General features: G+C 62.8%; 16 protein-coding genes and 1 pseudogene. 6 read left to right on the plus strand and 11 right to left on the minus strand.

Translation table 11 applies throughout. The features are described from left to right. Window positions 1–6: 6 nt before the first annotated feature. The gene (locus HX774_RS01935) at window positions 7–1,005 is read left to right on the plus strand and encodes an IS110 family transposase (RefSeq protein ID WP_178823837.1); all 999 of its coding nucleotides are present in this window, start codon (window positions 7–9) and stop codon (window positions 1,003–1,005) included. Window positions 1,006–1,241: 236 nt separating this feature from the next. On the opposite strand, the gene HX774_RS01940 is transcribed toward HX774_RS01935, so the two are convergent. The 3 genes from HX774_RS01940 to HX774_RS01950 form a co-directional block, all read right to left on the minus strand. Further along, window positions 1,242–1,592, minus strand: a complete 351-nt coding sequence (locus HX774_RS01940) for a TetR/AcrR family transcriptional regulator (RefSeq protein WP_178823774.1) — start codon at window positions 1,590–1,592, stop codon at window positions 1,242–1,244. A gap of 108 nt (window positions 1,593–1,700) precedes the next feature. Next, window positions 1,701–2,588 carry a 3-hydroxyacyl-CoA dehydrogenase gene (locus HX774_RS01945; protein WP_016448220.1) on the minus strand — a complete coding sequence of 296 codons (888 nt, stop codon included), beginning with the start codon at window positions 2,586–2,588 and terminating at the stop codon, window positions 1,701–1,703. Beyond that, window positions 2,585–4,366: an oleate hydratase gene (locus HX774_RS01950; protein WP_087141877.1), complete on the minus strand. Its 1,782-nt coding sequence runs from the start codon at window positions 4,364–4,366 to the stop codon at window positions 2,585–2,587. The genes HX774_RS01945 and HX774_RS01950 overlap by 4 nt, the downstream gene beginning before the upstream one ends. A 183-nt stretch (window positions 4,367–4,549) precedes the next feature. On the opposite strand from HX774_RS01950, the pseudogene HX774_RS01955 reads away from it, so the two are divergent. From HX774_RS01955 to HX774_RS20260, 5 genes and pseudogenes are all read left to right on the plus strand, one after another. Further along, a pseudogene (locus HX774_RS01955) lies at window positions 4,550–4,906 on the plus strand (transposase); the annotation flags it as partial. Window positions 4,907–4,959: 53 nt separating this feature from the next. Further along, complete coding sequence (locus tag HX774_RS01960; protein WP_370523276.1) at window positions 4,960–5,391, plus strand: zinc-binding dehydrogenase; 432 nt, start codon at window positions 4,960–4,962, stop codon at window positions 5,389–5,391. A 200-nt stretch (window positions 5,392–5,591) separates the two neighbouring features. Continuing rightward, the gene (locus HX774_RS01965) at window positions 5,592–5,882 is read left to right on the plus strand and encodes a metal-sensing transcriptional repressor (protein ID WP_178823777.1); all 291 of its coding nucleotides are present in this window, start codon (window positions 5,592–5,594) and stop codon (window positions 5,880–5,882) included. A gap of 214 nt (window positions 5,883–6,096) precedes the next feature. Beyond that, window positions 6,097–7,206 carry an S-(hydroxymethyl)glutathione dehydrogenase/class III alcohol dehydrogenase gene (locus tag HX774_RS01970; protein ID WP_178823778.1) on the plus strand — a complete coding sequence of 370 codons (1,110 nt, stop codon included), beginning with the start codon at window positions 6,097–6,099 and terminating at the stop codon, window positions 7,204–7,206. 461 nt (window positions 7,207–7,667) lie between these two features. Then, window positions 7,668–10,259, plus strand: coding sequence for an excinuclease ABC subunit UvrA (locus HX774_RS20260; RefSeq protein ID WP_178823839.1), 2,592 nt, complete (start codon window positions 7,668–7,670; stop codon window positions 10,257–10,259). Between the two features lie 258 nt (window positions 10,260–10,517). On the opposite strand, the gene HX774_RS01980 is transcribed toward HX774_RS20260, so the two are convergent. From HX774_RS01980 to HX774_RS02015, 8 genes are all read right to left on the minus strand, one after another. Further along, entirely contained in the window at window positions 10,518–10,907 is a 390-nt protein-coding gene (locus tag HX774_RS01980; RefSeq protein ID WP_370523279.1) for a DJ-1/PfpI family protein, read from the minus strand. Window positions 10,908–11,116: 209 nt separating this feature from the next. Further along, entirely contained in the window at window positions 11,117–12,256 is a 1,140-nt protein-coding gene (locus tag HX774_RS20325) for a glutathione-independent formaldehyde dehydrogenase (protein ID WP_178823780.1), read from the minus strand. Between the two features lie 457 nt (window positions 12,257–12,713). Continuing rightward, a complete protein-coding gene (locus HX774_RS01990; RefSeq protein WP_178823782.1) occupies window positions 12,714–13,007 on the minus strand; it encodes a putative quinol monooxygenase in 294 nt (97 codons plus the stop codon). Window positions 13,008–13,118: 111 nt separating this feature from the next. Next, complete coding sequence (locus HX774_RS01995) at window positions 13,119–13,859, minus strand: SDR family oxidoreductase (protein WP_178823784.1); 741 nt, start codon at window positions 13,857–13,859, stop codon at window positions 13,119–13,121. A 76-nt stretch (window positions 13,860–13,935) separates the two neighbouring features. Further along, window positions 13,936–15,087, minus strand: coding sequence for an L-dopachrome tautomerase-related protein (locus HX774_RS02000; protein WP_178823786.1), 1,152 nt, complete (start codon window positions 15,085–15,087; stop codon window positions 13,936–13,938). After that, window positions 15,084–16,190: an NADH:flavin oxidoreductase/NADH oxidase gene (locus HX774_RS02005; RefSeq protein ID WP_211306069.1), complete on the minus strand. Its 1,107-nt coding sequence runs from the start codon at window positions 16,188–16,190 to the stop codon at window positions 15,084–15,086. Before HX774_RS02005 ends, HX774_RS02000 begins: the two co-directional genes overlap by 4 nt. Beyond that, window positions 16,190–16,645 carry a VOC family protein gene (locus tag HX774_RS02010; protein WP_211306070.1) on the minus strand — a complete coding sequence of 152 codons (456 nt, stop codon included), beginning with the start codon at window positions 16,643–16,645 and terminating at the stop codon, window positions 16,190–16,192. The genes HX774_RS02005 and HX774_RS02010 overlap by 1 nt, the downstream gene beginning before the upstream one ends. Window positions 16,646–16,647: 2 nt before the next feature. Then, entirely contained in the window at window positions 16,648–17,457 is an 810-nt protein-coding gene (locus tag HX774_RS02015) for a type 1 glutamine amidotransferase domain-containing protein (RefSeq protein WP_211306071.1), read from the minus strand. Window positions 17,458–17,535: the final 78 nt, after the last annotated feature.

The raw sequence follows: 17,535 nt of genomic DNA on the forward strand, positions 1-17,535 counted from the left end.
TCGCCGCTGGATGAAAACTCAGAGGCACGTCATCACGGCGTCAGCAGTGAAGGACAGGTCACTGTCCGTCGGAAGTTGCGGCGTGCCGAACTTATGAGGTTCTTTAGAGATTTACCCCCGTGCCTGATCGGCATGGAAGCGTGCGCCACCGCCCATTATTGGGCCCGTGAACTCTCTGCCTTGGGCCACGAGGTTCGGTTGATGCCGCCGAGTTATGTAAAGGCCTACCTTCGCCGCCAGAAAAACGATGCGGCTGACGCTGAAGCGATCTGCGAGGCTGTGACGCGTCCGACGATGAGGTTCGTGCCGGTCAAGAGCGCTGAGCGTCAAGCGATCCTGACCTTGCATCGGACCAGGGAGTTGCTGGTTCGACAGAAGACCACGCTGATCCGGGCCATCCGTAGCCATTGCGCAGAGTTCGGCCTCGTCGTCCCGCAGGGCGCGCGACGGATCACTGATCTCCTGCAGTTGGTGCGAGAGACACATCCTTCGACGCTTCCGCAAGCGGCGGTGCTGACAATGCAGATGCTCGGTGCCCAGCTTGATGCCCTGGCCGTACAAATACGCACGCTTGAGCGGCGACTGCTGGCTTGGCATCGCGAGAACGAGACAAGCCAGCGTCTGGCCACCATTCCTGGAGTCGGGATTATCACTTCAACCGCTCTGGCGGCCAGCATCAGCGATCCAAAACTGTTCAAATCCGGTCGTGAGTTCGCTGCCTTCCTGGGACTGGTTCCTCGACAAAACTCATCTGGTGGCAAGGAGCGGTTGGGCCAAATCTCCAAGAAGGGAGATGGCTATCTGCGCAAGCTCCTCGTGGTCGGGGCTACGTCGGTGATCCGGCGTGCTCGAACCGGTGTGACGCCATCAGCTGGCTGGGTCCAGGCGTTACTGGAGCGTCGGCCATCCCGCGTCGTGACCGTAGCCATGGCCAATAAGACCGCCCGGATTGCGTGGGCGGTAATGGCGCGAGGCGAGACCTACAGACCTATCGCTAAGGTTTAACCGAGATTGCTGCGGGTCACGGGTTCGCAGCTCCGAACTGGAAGGGTGCATATGGGATGATGATGATCAGATAGCGGCCGCAGGCCAGGAAAACCCGAGGTGCTGTCGGAGCCTTTAGCTCGATAACCTGATTGGGACCTGGCCCAGCGGACTCCATCAGGGCCAGCGGCCGTCGACGCCGCGCCAACAGGCCGGACAGATGACCGCACCACCCAGATCGTCACTTCAAACCAGATTCACCCTTGCAGTGCAGGGGCCGTCCACAGATGACAGCACCAATCCAGGATGCACGCCAGGGTGCCGTCGAGACCTGCGTCGCCGCAGGTCGCCAGCATCTGCTCCAGGCTGGCGGCCTTCTGTTCGAGGTTGCGCTCCATCACCTCCAGCAGCAGCTCCTCGCGATCGGCGAAGTTGGAGTAGAAGGCCCCCTGCGTATAGCCGGCACGCGTGCAGACGGCGCGCAGCGACAGCGCCGGGATCGAGTGCTCCACGATCAGCGCCTCGGCGGCATCCAGCAGCGCCGCGCGCGTGCGGGCCTGCGATTCACTGCGGTTGAGCGGACGTGCGTGGCGTTGGGCTTGGCTCACGGCCGGCTCCGGCGCGACGGGGCGGCAGTATGCCACCGCCTTGCACAGGACGCCGTCAGCGTACGGTGACCGTTCCCGACGGAGCACGCACGGGCGGCGGACATGGCGTCAATCATCGTAGAAGCCACCCCCCGCACCGGCGCCCAGGCGACCCTTGTCGATGTAGTTCACCTTGAGATATTCGGCCCAGCCCTGCGTTGCGGGATTTGCGCTTGCGATGTTGTACGCCGTGCGCAGGCCGACAATGTCGTAGATCTGGAACGGCCCCAGCTTGGCGCCGGTCCCGATTCGCCAGGTCTTGTCGATGTCCTCCGGACTCGCCACACCTTTCAACAACAAGGCGGCGGCCGCGTTGAGCAACGGCACCAGCAGCGAATTCAGCACGTAACCCGGCTGCTCCTTGTGCAGTCGGATCGGTTCCATGCCGATTTCCGCAGCGAAGCGCGCCACCTGCTCGAACACCTCAGGATCGGTCTGCGGCGTACCCATCACTTCCGCTGTGTTCTGGCGCCAGATGTGATTGGCGAAATGCAACGCCAGGAACTTCTCCGGCCGGCCCGTCGCATCCGCGAATGCACTGGGCAGCAGCGTGGAGGAGTTGGTGGCGAAGATGGTGCCTTCGCGCGCCAGCCTGGCGAGTTCGGCATAGACTGAGCGCTTGAGTTCCAGCTTCTCCGGCACCGCTTCAATTACCAGGTCCGCGTCGCGCACGGCCTGCGCAAGGTCGCTGCTCAGTGCGATGGCCGCCGCGACCCTGGTGGTCGCCTCGGGCGTCGTCCCCGGCAGGTCGGCGGCATATGTCTGAGCCAATCGCGTCAGGGCGTCGCGGGCACGCTCCAGCGCTGCTGCGTCAATGTCGTACGCCGTGACGCTCTTGCCGTGAAAGGCGCACTGGAAGGCGATCTGCGCGCCGAGCACGCCAGTGCCCAGCACGGTCACCCGCTGCAGGCCGGAGGGCGAGGCGACGGTCTTTGTGGTGTCCTGTGTCATGTTCATGCGTCCTCCCCGGCCAGCAGGCCGGCGTCGTGGAGCAATGCACCGATCTCGGTGCGGTCGAGCCTGGCCAACACGCGGTCGCGCAGGAACGACGGGCCCGGCAACGCCAATTCTTCGCCATCGCGCAGCTGGTGCAGTGCATCCAGCAGGGTGCGGATGTCGTAGGTGGAATTGAACACTTCCGGCACGCCGCGTTCAATGCCCAACAGCGTGTAGACCGCTTCCATCGGCGTGCGCACCGAGTACTCGGTGGTGAAGATACAGTCGCGTTGCTTCGACTCCGCGAACTGGCCGATGAATGCGAAGTTCACAGCGCCCGCTGGCACCACGTCAGGGCGATCACCGGCTTGACGCGGCATGAAGAAGGCGGTGATGTACGGCATCATCACCGGCACGGTGTTGGCTCCCGTGGCTGCAAGCTCCGCGATGTCCTCAACCGGCACACCCATGTGATACAGCCATTCCTGGGTGATTTCCTCGCCGGTGCAGTCCTGCATCGGCTTCTTGACGTAATCCCCCGGCACGTCCGCGAACAGGCCATAGAGCCAGATCACGACCTGGTCCTTGGGCTGCTTCTTGAAGTGCGGCTGGCGGTTCACCGTCCAGCTCAGCAGCCAGCTGGAATCCTTGACGGTGACAATCCCGCCGGTCACCACCTTGCCGCTGAACGGGTCGCGCTTGGCGATCTTCTCGATGTACTTCGGGATACGCGCGTCCAGCGTGGTGATGGTGGCGGATTCCCATTTGGTCTCCGGAATGTGCGTGCCGAACACGTCGGGCCGCCCGAACGACGGATCCTTGGCCGCGATGCGCCGCCACAGATCCCAAGCCGGTGCCGGGCCTTCGTCCAGCAGCGCCGCGGTCTTGTGGTCGCCCTCGTTGCTGTTTTCCACCAGCGAGCCGATGGTCATGAACAACAGGTCATCGGGGCCGAGTGCCATGCCACCGGGCTGGCCGTCGCGGTTCCAGTGGATGCGCGTGGCCTGCTTGCGTCCGTTGGTGGCATCGATGTCGAAATCGACATCTGTCACCTCGGTGCAGTACTGGAACACCACGCCCTGGTCCTTCAACCACTTCACCAATGGCAGCACCAGCGATTCGTACTGGTTGAAGCGGGTGAACTTCAACGCGGAAAAATCCGCCAGACCGCCGATGTGGTGGATGAAGCGGTGCAGATAGAGCTTCATTTCCAGCGCCGAATGCCACTCTTCGAACGCGAACATGGTGCGCCAGTACATCCAGAAGTTGCTGGCGAGGAAGTCCTCACCGAACACCTCGTTGATGCGCTTGTTCTCCATCTCCTCGCGCGTGGCCATGAAGACCTTGAGCATGTCCTTCTGCGCGGCCTTGCTGAGCGTGAACTTGCCCATGTCGGGCGCAGGCTTGCCCTGTTCGATGGTGGCGCGCTGCAGGGAGAAATTGGGGTCGTCCTTGTTCAGCCAGTAGAACTCGTCGAGCACGCTGGCCCCCTCGACTTCCAGCGAGGGAATGCTGCGGAACAGATCCCACAGGCATTCGAAATGGTTCTCCATCTCGCGGCCGCCGCGGATCACGAAGCCCTTGTCCGGCTTCTCAAGTCCATCCAGTGCGCCGCCCGGCACGTCGATGCGTTCCAGGATGGTGATGCGCTCGCCCGGCATCTGGCCATCGCGGATCAGGAAGGCGGCGCCGGCCAGCGAGGCCAGGCCGGAGCCGACGAACCATGCGGATTTGCCGTCGACCCCGTCTGGCTTGCGCGGGCGGGCGAAGGCTTCGTAATTGCCACTGCTGTAATACATGTACGGCCTCCAGTCGGGGAAGTTCAAGGTCATCGATCTAGCGAAAGGTCACTCCCACGGTAATGTATATCATCTGATATTTGAATTCGATTCCTGATTAGCCCCGACCCTCAGCCGCCAGTCGCAGGATGTGCGTCGCCCACCGCCGAGCATACGGCCACCTGAAGGCGACGAGGTGGCGTCATGAGCATCAATTCCGTGCAGTTCCAGGCTGGCCTGTCCATGGCCGAGTTCATCGCCCGCTACGGCACCGAGGCCAAGTGCTACCGTGCCCTGTACCAGTGGCGTTGGCCGCAAGGCTTCCGCTGCCCGGCCTGCACTGGACGGGCCCGCTCGCGGTTTCGGCGCGGGACGACGGTCTACTACCAGTGCCGCGCCTGCCGGCACCAGACCACGCTGACCGCCGGCACGATGTTCGAGGGCACCAAGCTGCCGCTGCGCACCTGGCTGCTGGCCCTGCACCTGCTGACCGCGACCAAGACCAACCTCGCCGCGCTGGAGCTGATGCGCCACCTGGGAGTCAACTACAAGACCGCCTGGTCGGCGCGACGGTAATCGCGACGACGCGTACCGGCGCCAAGCGCCAGGCCCTGATCGATGCCGGTGCACATTATGTCGTCGCGACCGGGGAAGAGGATCTGGTAGCGAGGGTGATGGAGATAACCAATGGTCAGGGTGCGCGCGTGGTGCTCGATCCGGTCGGAGGCCCGTCGTTCGAGCCGCTGACCGAGAGCATGGCACGCGGCGGCATCCTGCTCGAATATGGCGCGCTCAGCGGCGAACCGACGCCGTTCCCGTTATTCTCCGTGCTGGGCAAGAGCCTCACGCTCAAGGGGTATCTCTACAGCGAGATCGTCTCGGACGATGCCGCCCTCGATCGCGCCAAGGCGTTCATCGTGGCGGGTCTGGAATCGGGCGCGCTCAAGCCGCGGATCGCGCGCACTTTCCCGTTCGACGCCATCCAGGACGCTCACCGCTTCCTCGAATCGAACGACCAGATCGGCAAGGTCGTCGTTACGGTCTGACCGGCATACCGGGGAGTGAGCGATCGCTCCCCCCTTCCCCGACAGAGGATCGGACCCTCGGCGCCCATGCCAAGGCTGCTCGTGGCGCAGGCTTGAGAGCATGACCGGAACCTCGCCCGATTAGAAAAACACCCGGCTCTGTGCAGGATTGAAACTCCCCCCCTGTATAGTATGCTGGAGCGATTTCTCGGGAAAACGCGATGCCACATTCATCAGAGGACAAGAAGCGAGCCATCACACGCTTGCGGCGTATCAAGGGTCAGGCGGACGCTCTGGAACGCGCGATCGAAGCGGGGGCCGATTGCGCTCCCCTGCTGCAGCAAATTGTCGCCATGCGTGGTGCGACAAATGGACTGATGGCAGAAGTGATGCAGAGTCATCTCAGGGAAACATTCGGTGCGGGCGCAGATCGGGCCGTCAGAGGCGCAGGTGGCGATCACGATGACGGCGTGGAGGGCGTAATGAAGATTCTGCGTACTTATCTTAAATGACAATTTCAGGCTCATTTTCTTGCCCGTGTTCTCCCGCACCTAGAAGCCAGCCCCTGCTGCCTTCTCTGGTTTGAGATCCTCGTTAGGACATCTCTTGTATACTGCCAGGGAGTATGATAAAGATACTCCCCACCAGTATGAGAGTGTCGACGATTTGCGCTGAGGCAACGGCCTCGCACCAGCAATCAGTTTAAGTCAACGAGGGTATCCCAACATGAAATCTCGCGCCGCTGTAGCCTTCGAGGCGGGCAAGCCACTCGAAATCGTCGAGATCGATGTCGCCCCACCCCGGAAAGGCGAAGTCCTCATACGGGTGACGCACACCGGTGTGTGCCACACCGACGCGTACACGCTGGCGGGGAGTGATCCGGAGAGTGTTTTCCCGGTGGTTCTGGGCCACGAGGGCGCGGGCATCGTTGTCGAGGTCGGTGAAGGCGTCACCAGCGTCGGGCCGGGCGATCACGTGATTCCGCTCTACACCGCCGAGTGCCGCAAGTGCGACTTCTGCCTGTCGGGCAAGACCAACCTGTGCGTCGCTGTCCGCGAAACGCAGGGTAAGGGCTTGATGCCCGATGGGACCACCCGCTTTTCGTACAATGGTCAGCCCCTCTATCATTACATGGGTTGTTCAACCTTCAGTGAATATACTGTCGTCGCCGAAGTCTCGCTCGCCAAGATCAATCCCGAGGCAAACCCCGAACATGTCTGCCTGCTCGGCTGCGGCGTCACGACCGGCATCGGCGCAGTCCACAATACCGCCAAGGTCCAGCCCGGAGACTCGGTCGCCGTGTTCGGCCTCGGCGGCATCGGCCTCGCGGCAATTCAGGGTGCGCGCCAGGCGAAGGCGGGTCGCATCATCGCCATCGACACCAATCCGTCCAAGTTCGAGCTGGCACGCCAGTTCGGTGCGACCGAGTGCATCAACCCCAAGGACCATGACAAACCCATCCAGCAAGTGCTGATCGAGATGACGGGCTGGGGCATTGATCATACCTTCGAGTGCATCGGCAACGTCCACGTCATGCGCGCCGCGCTTGAATCAGCGCACCGTGGCTGGGGTCAGTCGATCGTGATTGGCGTTGCCGGCGCGGGCGAGGAAATCTCCACCCGCCCGTTCCAGCTCGTCACGGGCCGCGTATGGAAGGGGTCCGCTTTCGGTGGCGTCAAGGGACGGACACAGCTCCCCGGCATGGTCGAGGACGCGATGAGAGGCGATATCGATCTGGCCCCATTCGTAACCCACACGATGGGTTTGGAAGAGATCAACGAGGCCTTCGCACTGATGCGTCAAGGCAAGTCGATCCGCTCGGTCATTCACTACTGACCCATCGATCCGAAGCGGCGCGAAGCGCTCGAATCGACAACTCGCCCGTCATCATGGCCCGACCCCGGCCATGATGACGCGCGCTCTGGCAAATGGGCAACGCGTCGCGATGCGGTAACAAGGGCCGAAGTGCGGTCGTTACATGCCGATAGCGGCACTGACCAGGTCCGCCTGGCCCAGGCGCTTACCAGCGGAGTGTGTGTGGTCTCGTCGCGCGACCCAACGGGAAAAATGGTTTTGTCGTAACCTTTGTCTAATGCTGGAAAAATATTTCAAAGGTACCGAACATCGGGCCAGCCTGGCCGTTGGATGTAGTGAGTCGGAAATGCATTCATCTGTTACCCGACTGATGAACCACGGGCCGCACGGGCGTATAGGGCAGGAAGACTGAATTGAAGAGCAGGGATCTTCACGCGACGACGCCGGCCACCGATCATGGGCATACGGGGCCGCCCGCTTGCGTGCAGGTTCGCGGCGCGCGCCAGAATAACCTCAAAAATGTTGACGTCGATGTACCTCGCGACGCCTTCGTGGTGTTCACTGGCATATCGGGCTCGGGCAAGTCATCGCTCGCGTTCGGCACCCTTTATGCCGAAGCCCAGCGGCGTTATCTGGAATCGGTTGCGCCCTATGCCCGTCGCCTGATCGACCAGGCCGGCGTGCCGGAGGTCGACGCGATCGACGGCTTGCCGCCTGCGGTCGCGTTGCAGCAGCAGCGCGGCTCGGCCAACGCGCGATCCTCGGTCGGCAGCGTGACGACGCTCTCCAGCCTGGTGCGGATGCTCTATTCGCGCGTCGGCGAATATCCGCGCCATCAACCCATGCTCTATGCGGAGGATTTCTCCCCCAACACGGTCGCGGGGGCCTGCGCGACCTGCCATGGCATCGGCCGCGTATATGACGCGACCGAAGAGACGATGGTTCCTGACGACAGCCTCACCATTCGCGACCGGGCGATCGCCGCCTGGCCGACCGCCTGGCATGGGCAGAACCTGCGCGATATCCTCGTTTCGCTCGGCTATGACGTCGACACGCCGTGGCGCGACCTGCGGAAAAAGGATCGCGACTGGATCCTCTTCACTGAAGAGGCGCCAACGGTGCCGGTCTATGCGGGCCTGACGCCCGAACAGACCCGGACGGCGCTCAAACGCCGCATGGAGCCGAGCTACCAGGGCACCTTCACCGGCGCGCGCCGCTATGTGCTGGAAACCTTCGCCAACACTAAAAGCGCGCTGATGAAGAAGCGCGTCTCGCAATATATCATCGGCCGCGATTGCCCGACCTGCGACGGCAAGCGCCTGAAGCGCGAAGCCCTGTCGGTCAAGTTCGCCGGCCTCGACATTGCCGAGTTCGGCGACCTTACGCTGCTCAAGCTGAAGGACTTGCTGATGCCCGTCGCGCATGGCGCGTATGGGGCGGTCTCTGCCCCCTCAAAGGGCCATGTTCTGGAAAAAGCAGCCCGCGATGCAGCGGTCGAACAACGGGTTGCGGCGGGCGGCTCTGCGCACAAGAGCGCGCCCGACGTACGCCGCACGCCCAATCTCTCCGACGAGAAGCGGATCGCCGCCCAACGCCTTGCCTGCGAATTGATCGAGCGGCTAGAGCCGCTGATCGATCTTGGCCTTGGCTACATTTCGCTCGACCGCAGCACGCCGACGCTCTCCTCCGGAGAGCTGCAGCGCTTGCGGCTTGCCACGCAATTTTCGTCACAGCTTTTCGGCGTGGTCTATGTGCTTGACGAGCCTTCGGCAGGGTTGCACCCGGCAGATGGCGAAGCCTTGCTCACCATCCTCGAGCGTCTCAAGGCGGCGGGCAACTCCCTGTTCGTCGTCGAACATGATCTCGACGTGATCCGCCGCGCGGAATGGCTCGTCGATGTCGGGCCAGGAGCCGGGGAAAAGGGCGGTGAAGTCCTCTACAGCGGGCCGATAGAGGGGCTTGCCGACGTCGAGAATTCGATCACCCGCCGCTACCTGTTCGCAGAGCCGCTCCGCAGTGAGCGCACACCGCGCGATCCCAAGGCATGGCTACGCCTGGAAGGGATCAGGCGGAACAATCTCCATGGTCTCGACGTCGAGTTTCCCATCGGCTGCTTCACCGCTGTCACCGGCGTTTCGGGATCGGGTAAATCCAGTCTTGTCAGTCAGGCGCTGCCCGAGCTCGTCACGGAACACCTCGGCGGCTCCCCCGTGGCCGAGGAGGAGGATATCGATCCGCTGCTCGATGTTGCGCAGAACGACACTGAAGGACGCATTGTCGCAGGCATGGAGCATGTTCGCAGGCTGGTGCGGGTCGATCAGAAACCGATCGGCCGCACGCCGCGCTCGAACCTATCCACCTACAGCGGCATGTTCGACCATGTGCGACGGATCTTCGCTGATACGCCGCTCGCCCGCCGGCGGCACTACAGCCCGGGAAGGTTCTCGTTCAACGTCGCGCAAGGCCGCTGCCCGGTGTGCGAGGGCGAGGGATACGTCATGGTGGAGCTGCTGTTCCTGCCGAGCGTTTTTGCGCCGTGCTCGACCTGTCATGGCTCTCGCTACAACCCGCAAACGCTCGAAGTCGAATGGAACGGGCGCAATATCGCCCAGGTGCTCGAACTGACGGTCGACGACGCGTGCGATTTCTTCGCTGGCGAGGCATCTGTGATGCGCTCCCTCGACGTGTTGCGGGAGATCGGTCTTGGCTATCTGAGGCTCGGACAGCCTGCGACCGAGCTGTCTGGCGGGGAGGCGCAGCGTATCAAGCTGGCGACTGAACTGCAACGCGCCCAGCGCGGCAACACGATCTACATCCTCGACGAGCCCACTTCGGGGCTTCACCCCTCCGATGCCGACCGGCTGATGCAACACCTGCAGGGCCTCGTTGACGCTGGCAATACCGTCGTCGTCGTCGAACATGACATGCGCGCCATCACGCAGGTGGACTGGGTCATCGATCTGGGACCGGGGGCTGGGGAAGATGGCGGCCGTATCGTTGCCAGCGGCGTCCCTGGCGTCGTTGCGGAAGCAGAAGGCAGTCTCACCGCCCCCTATCTCAAAGCGGCGCTGTAGGTCGTAAACCTGGCCGGACGCACGTTCGATCAGGCCTATCTCCACCGTACGCACGCTGAAATGGTCGAATCTGAAAACGGGAGCCGGCGAGGTGTCACCGCGGGTGACGCGGCTTGGGGATTGAGTGCTCGGAAGTGCGCCGTTTTCGTCTGATACTAGGCGTAGCGGACAGTCAATCGTCGGCCATCCGCTACGCCTGTTTGTGAGGACCTTCACTAGGGAGCGCGCCCTCACATGGTTCGTCGAAACCGTCCCGTATTAATTCGAGGCCGCAGGCCCAGCGCCCGCACCTTCCGCGATTTGCTCAACGAGCTTGCCACAGAAGGCGGGTAAATCATCGGGGTCGCGGCTGGTCACAAGGCCGTTGGCGACCACGACTTCCTCATCGGCCCATGTAGCGCCGGCGTTCTCGATATCGACCTTCAGCGTCGGGTAGGACGTCAAGGTGCAACCCTCAGGAACGCCCGCCTCGATCAATGTCCAGGGTGCATGGCATATCGCGGCAACCGGTTTTTTCTGATCGAAAAAAGCCCGGATGAAGTCAATTGCCTCGGCGCTGCCGCGCAGCTTGTCGGCACCGACAGTCCCTCCGGGCACAACTAGTCCGTCGAAATCGTCGGCTCTGACATCGGAAAATGCTCTGTCGATAGTATAGCTGCCGCCCTCGTCGAGATCGTTATTGACCGTGTGAGCCTCGCCCGGTCAAAACTGACCACGGTCACTTTGCCGCCAGCCTCCTCGACAGCTTGCTTGGGCTTCGAGAACTCTGGTTCTTCCGTCCCGCGGGTGCGATCAGAATGGCAACTGATTTGCCCTCTAACGTCATCATTTATTCCCTATTTCGGAGAAGACTAAGGTCAGGCGGTCGGCTTAAGCACGACCTTTGTCCATCCATCATCGCGCGCATCGAAATGCTTGTAGGCGTCTGGCGCCTGATCGAGCGGCAGTCGGTGCGAGATGATTTGGGCAGGATTAGCCCGGTTTTGCTCGATCAGCTTCATCAGTCGCCGGTTGTAGTGCTTTACATTGCACTGGCCGGTACCGATCTTCTGGCCCTTGAACCAGAAATTGCCGAAGTCGAACGCCATCTTGCCTTCCTTCTGGAGATCGTCAGGCGCATTCGGGTCTTCCGGGATGAACACGCCTACGACGCCGATGCCGCCGGTGGCCTTCGTGCTTTTTACGAGGCAGTTCATCGTGTAATTGCTGCGCTCCTTGCCGTGGCGATCGCAACACTGGTATCCGACCGCCTCGACCCCCCGGTCGGTCCCTAGGCCGCCGGTCGCGTCAAGGATTTGCTGGGCGGGATCGCCCTTGCGCATGTCGATCGGGATCGCGCCCATTGCCTCGGCCAGCTGCAGGCGATCATCGTGGGAATCGACCACGAAGATCTGAGAGGCACTGCGGATTTCCGCTGAGTGGGCGGCCATTAAACCGACCGGACCGGCGCCGTAGATCGCGATGCTTTCGCCAGGCAGGAAACCGGACAGTTCGACGCCATGCCAACCCGTCGGGAAGATGTCGGAGAGCATGACATAGTCATCCTCCTTCTCCTCAGCGTCCTCAGGCAGCTTCAGACAATTGAAGTCCGCATAAGGAACGCGCATCAACTCGGCCTGACCACCTTGCCACGGACCCATCTCGGCAAAGCCATACGCTGCGCCGGCGGTTCCAGGGTTGGTCGTGAGGCAAAAACCCGTCAAACCGCGTTCGCAATTTTCGCAGAAACCGCAACCGACGTTGAACGGCATGCACACGCGATCGCCCTTCTTGATACGGTCTACGGCAGCGCCGACTTCGATGACCTCGCCAAGGTTTTCGTGACCGAAGACCCTGCCCTTCTCAAAGCTGGTACGGCCCTCATACATGTGAAGGTCCGACCCGCAGATATTGGTCGTGGTCAGCCGGATGATAACATCGGTCTGCTTTTCGATCTTGGGATCATCGATGGTATTGACAGAAACATCTTTGGCCCCGTTGTACACGACAGCTTTCACGGTTCTCCTCCTTTCGTTGCTCTTCCCAACGCGTCATCAAATCGTAAGCTTGCTGATGATCCGGTCCATCGCAACGGCGGAGGACATCGCACCTTCCAAGTGATCTCAGTTTCCTGAACCTTCTGCTACCTGAGAGGTTCCTTCTCGTAGGGCCATCCTGGGATCTATTCACGGCGGTTTTCTGAATGACTGGGCCAGAACAGCCGAATAACGGGCCAAATCGATGTGCTCAAGAATCTCCCGCGAACCAATGGTGCCGTTACGTCGCGACACATCAACGGCGCCTTATCAGTAAATTCAGAGGTGTGATAAGCGCAAAAGACAAGGCCATCCACTATCGCGGATGACCTGTCATATCCATTTATTTATTTCCCGATCCGACCGGGCCATCCATTCCGGATGGAAACACGAGCCTTACCCTGCAGTCAAACGGCAGCTTAGGGTGCCCACCGCTCCGCTATTTCGCGGCCAGCAGGGTGTACTTGTGAATCTGCGGCGGTTCAGAAAACAGTTCTTCTGCCTTGTCCATCAGTGCGGCGGCAACCTTGCCGTCAAGATGGGCCTGCCGTTCCTCCTCTGTGTCGAACGTATCGAAGATCGCATACGCACCGGGACCTTCCTCGATCGCATACCAGGTCAGAGTGCCCGCCTCAGCTTGAACGAGCGGCAATGCCGAGGTCAGGAAATTGGCGACATCGCGCTCTTTTCCGGGCTTGGCCTTCAGTGGTACATACAGGGCAAGTTTGGGCATAAATGACTCCTCAAGTGAAACGGACAGATATTATTCGGCAAAGTAACGGACGAGCGGGCCGGTACGTTCCCCATGAGGCGGAGCACACGCGGCCCCGCCTCCTCGTCGAAATCAGAACTGCTGTGCGGTCGGCCGGATGACGATCGCGTTGACGTCGACGTCATCAGGTTGTTCGACAGCGAACGCGATAGCACGCGCCACCGATGCCGCCGGGATGGCCTGCTTGTAGAAGTCCAGCACCGTCTCGGCAGCCGCGCCAGAGGTCGTGAACTTCAAATCGCTTTCGACAGCTCCAGGCTCGATTGACGTGACCCGGACCTTTTCCCCCACCTCGTGGCGCAAGCCCTCGCTGATCGCGCTGACGGCGAACTTGGTGCCGGAGTAGACCGTGCCGCCCGGTGCGAAGACCTTGATGCCCGCAACCGAGCTCAAGTTGATGATGTGACCGCTGCCCTGCTCGAGAAAACCGGGAAGGGCCGCCGCGATGCCGTAGAGCGTACCCTTCAGATTGACGTCGATCATCTGGTCCCACTCGTCGGTGTTGACCTCGGCCATCGGACGGATCGGCATCAGCCCGGCGTTGTTGATCAGCACGTCGAGGCGGCCGAAGTCGGCAATGATTGCGGCGACGACGGACTGGACCGCCGATTTGTCGGTCACGTCCAGCGCGTAGCTACGTGCCGTGCCGCCAATTGCGGCGATGTCCGCGACGACCTCATCGAGCCTGTCCTTGCGCCGCGCGGCGATGGCCACCTTCGCGCCGCGTTCCGCGAGAAGACGCGCGGTTTCTGCGCCGATGCCGGTGCTGCCGCCGGTAATGAGAACGACCTTGCCTTCGATACCCTTGGTCATGACTGTATTCCTTCAAGTCAGTTGTTGATTTTTCGCCGGATCGCGGCTCCGCGGGAGCCCGCCCGGCCTGATGGGGTCACCGCGAGCGCAACAGGACGGGAGCCGCGCCCACCTTGATGCGGAGCAGCTCGTAGGGCTTGCGGCGCAGGTCTCGGCCGCCGTGGAAGCCGGGCTGGCGGTGGAGCTGGTTGGTGGTGAAGTAGAGATATCCGTCGGTGCCGATCGACAGCGTGTCGGGCCAGCTGATGCGCGGGTTGCTGACCACCGTCGTCCAGCGGCCCTGGTCGAGCACGCGGATTGCGTTGTTCTCGTAATCGCCGGCGAACACGCGGCCCTTGTCGTCTTCGGCTATCCCGTCCGAGGCGCCTTTGCGCCCCAGGCTGCGGACCGCGCGGCCCAGCTCCTCCTCGGACACCGCGGGATCGCGCAACAACGCCGTGGGCACCGCGTGAAGCGTGCGGCCCGACAGCGGACCATAATACAGCAGGCTGCCGTCGGCGCTGAGCGCAATCGCGTCGCTCGCGATTGCTACCGGCGTCGCGGGTCCATCGGCGGGACGGTTCATGAGCACCGCGCCGTCGACGACCGGGGTGAAGCCGGGCTCGGGGTTGGTCGTCGCATGGTTCGACAGGCGCCGGATTGCACGCCCGCTGGCGATATCGACGACGATGATGCCGCCGACACCGGCGTTGCTGCTGTCGGTGATGTAGGCGACGCCCTCGGCGCCCTGACGCAGATCGAAGCGCACGTCGTTGAGGTAGGTCGTGGGCAGCACCACGCTGGGCGGCAGGACGATCGTCTTCACCACCCGGTCGGTCGCAAGGTCGATTGCCACCAGCTTTGCACCGCCGGCCTGCGGTTGAGAGAATTTGGGCGCCGCCGTGTCGAGCACCCACAGGCGATTGGCGCCGTCTGCCACCACGCTCTGCACCGAGATGAAATGCCCCGCCGGGTCGGCCGGATCGGGCCGGTTGGTCGCGGCGTCGGGATAAGGCACCGCCTTGCCGTCGACCAGCTCGGCAACCGTGAACGGCGCGTTGTCGCCCCATTGCGGGAAGTTGACGAAAATGCGCCCGTTGGGGGCGACGGTCACGCCAGTCGGCATCGCGCCATCGAAGGTCGCGACCTGTTCGATCTGGGGCGCGGATGCACCCTCGCGGGTCATCGCGCAGGCGGCGAGCGAGAGGGCAGCGCCAGCGGCCAGAAGCATTTTGACCGAGGTTTTCATGGTGTCATTTCTTTGAGGATGCGGCCCGCTTCGTGGGGCTCGGACCGGAGGTATTGCGGCGGCGCCTTGACCGATGCGCCGAGCGCGGCGGCGGCGTGCCAAGGCCAGCGCGGATCCCACAGCGCAGCGCGGGCAATGGCTATGGCGTCGGCATGCCCGTCTTCGAGGATGCGCTCTGCCTGGTGTGGATCGGTGATCATTCCGACCGCCACGACAGGCATGGCAACCGCGTCCTTGACCGTCCGCGCCAGCGGCACCTGATAGCCGGGGCCGACAGGGATCTGCTGGCGCGGGTCGAGGCCGCCGCTGGACACGTGGATCGCCGAACAACCGCGCCGCTCCAGTTCCTGCGCAAACCGTGCGGTTTCTTCCGCTGTCCAGCCGCCTTCAACCCAGTCGGCCCCGGAAACGCGGACGGTCACCGGGCGGTCGGCCGGAAACGCTTCGCGCACGGCAGCGAACACTTCGAGCGGGAACCGCATCCGGTTGTCGAGACTGCCGCCGTATTCATCGCCGCGCCGGTTGGAGATCGGCGAAAGAAACTCGTGGAGCAGATAGCCATGCGCGACGTGGATCTGGATGGCTTCGATGCCGAGCCTGCCGGCTCGCCGGGCGGCATCCGCGAACGCCTCCCGGATGCGGGCAAGAGCCGGCTTGTCCAGTTCGACAGGGGGATGGTCGTCCGGAGCGAAGGGAATGGCGCTGGGTGCCACGGTCTGCCAGCCATTCTCCGTATCGGGGGCGATTTGCGTTCCGCCGTGCCACGGCTTGGCGCAGCTCGCCTTGCGGCCGGCATGCGCCAGCTGGATGATCAGCGGCATGTCCGACCACCGGCGCACGCTTTCGAGCACGCTTTGCATCGCCGCTTCAGTACGGTCGTCGTAGAGGCCGACGTCACCGTAGGTGATGCGCCCTTCCGGGCTCACAGCAGTCGCCTCGATCGTTAGCGCGCCGGCGCCCGATAGCGCCAACTGGCCGAGATGCATCTGGTGCCAGTCGGTCATCGCGCCGTCGACTGCCGAATACTGGCACATCGGCGCGATGACGATGCGGTTGGCGAGCCGCAGCCCGCCAACCTCAATCGGTTCAAACAATTTCGCCATCACCATTCGCCCGTGTTGGGCATGGAGGCCCAGGGTTCGGCCGGAGCCTTGTGTTCGCCCTTCTGCAGCAGTTCGATCGAGATCCCGTCCGGCGAGCGGACGAACGCCATGTATCCGTCACGCGGGGGGCGATTGATCGTCACGCCGCCCGCCTGCAGTCGCGCGCACGTTTCGTAGATGTCGTCGACCCCGTAGGCGAGATGGCCGAAGTTTCGGCCGCCCGTGTATTTCTCGGAAGCGCTGCCATCCTCGGGCGGCCAGTTGTACGTCAGCTCGACCTCGGCATCGCCCTGCTCGCCGTCGCCGCGGAAATCCTCGTCGGCGGCAAGGTAGATCAGCGTGTAACGCCCGGCCTGGTTCTCCATGCGCCGGGTCTCCCTGAGACCCAGCAGCGTGAAGAACCGGACCGCCGCCTCGGGATCGGCGACGCGCAGCATGGTGTGGAGATACCGCATGATCAGACGTCCTTGTCCTTGAGGGCTTCCATCACGAGCTCCGCGGTGCGGGTTGCGCTGGCGGGGTTCTGGCCGGTCACAAGGTTGCCGTCGCGCAAAGCGAATGGGGCGAAATCGGGGCCGCTCTCGTGCTTGCCGCCAAGTTCCTTGAGGCGCGTTTCGAGCAGGAACGGCACGGCCTTGTCGAGGCCGACCGCGCGTTCCTCGCTGTCGGTGAAGCCCGCGACACGGCGGCCAGCCACGAGGGGCGTGCCATCGGCCTTCTTCGCCGAGACCAGCCCTGCCGGTCCATGGCAGACGGCGGCAACGATCTTGCCTTCGCGGTCGAAGCGTTCGACCAGGCGGGCCAGTTCGTCGCTGCCGGGGTAGTCGAACATGGTGCCGTGGCCGCCGGGCAGGAACAGCGCGTCGTAGCCGGCGGGATCGATGCTTGTGAATACAGGGGTGCTGGTAACCTCGGCCTTCAGGGCCTCGTCCTTCAGATAGCGCTCGACCGAAGCGTCGTTCTCGCCGTCGGCGTTGACGCTGCGCTGGTCGACGGGGATGGCGCCGCCCTTGATCGAGGCCAGCGTCACCTCGGCGCCCGCATCGCGGAAGGCATAATACGGGGTGGTAAGTTCCTCGAGCCAGACACCCGTCGGTTCGGTGCCGGGAATCATTCGGTCGGCGGAGGTGGCCACCATGAGAATGCGGGTCATCGTCAATTGTCCTTTTCCATTGATGTCGGGGACACGAGCAAACGCAACCGGCGCAGCCGCACCCGCCACAAAGACAGCGGTGAGTGCTTTCAGCAGTTGGCGGCGATTTTGCATTCGATCGTTCCTTTCGGCGGCTTAGATACGCAGGGAACGGCATCATGAAATCCAGCGGGAATGGCGGACGGCCATAAA

Origin of the sequence: Brevundimonas sp. P7753 (genome assembly GCF_013386595.1) — a bacterium.
Taxonomy (GTDB): Bacteria; Pseudomonadota; Alphaproteobacteria; order Caulobacterales; family Caulobacteraceae; genus Brevundimonas; species Brevundimonas bullata.

Bases quoted from the DNA above. Each gene is read 5' to 3' on its own strand.
- HX774_RS01990 (WP_178823782.1), bottom strand. From the start codon at position 13,007: ATGCCCAAACTTGCCCTGTATGTACCACTGAAGGCCAAGCCCGGAAAA.
- HX774_RS01970 (WP_178823778.1), top strand. From the start codon at position 6,097: ATGAAATCTCGCGCCGCTGTAGCCTTCGAGGCGGGCAAGCCACTCGAA.
- HX774_RS01995 (WP_178823784.1), bottom strand. From the start codon at position 13,859: ATGACCAAGGGTATCGAAGGCAAGGTCGTTCTCATTACCGGCGGCAGC.
- HX774_RS02000 (WP_178823786.1), bottom strand. From the start codon at position 15,087: ATGAAAACCTCGGTCAAAATGCTTCTGGCCGCTGGCGCTGCCCTCTCG.
- HX774_RS01945 (WP_016448220.1), bottom strand. From the start codon at position 2,588: ATGAACATGACACAGGACACCACAAAGACCGTCGCCTCGCCCTCCGGC.
- HX774_RS02005 (WP_211306069.1), bottom strand. From the start codon at position 16,190: ATGGCGAAATTGTTTGAACCGATTGAGGTTGGCGGGCTGCGGCTCGCC.
- HX774_RS02010 (WP_211306070.1), bottom strand. From the start codon at position 16,645: ATGCGGTATCTCCACACCATGCTGCGCGTCGCCGATCCCGAGGCGGCG.
- HX774_RS01965 (WP_178823777.1), top strand. From the start codon at position 5,592: ATGCCACATTCATCAGAGGACAAGAAGCGAGCCATCACACGCTTGCGG.
- HX774_RS02015 (WP_211306071.1), bottom strand. From the start codon at position 17,457: ATGCAAAATCGCCGCCAACTGCTGAAAGCACTCACCGCTGTCTTTGTG.
- HX774_RS01950 (WP_087141877.1), bottom strand. From the start codon at position 4,366: ATGTATTACAGCAGTGGCAATTACGAAGCCTTCGCCCGCCCGCGCAAG.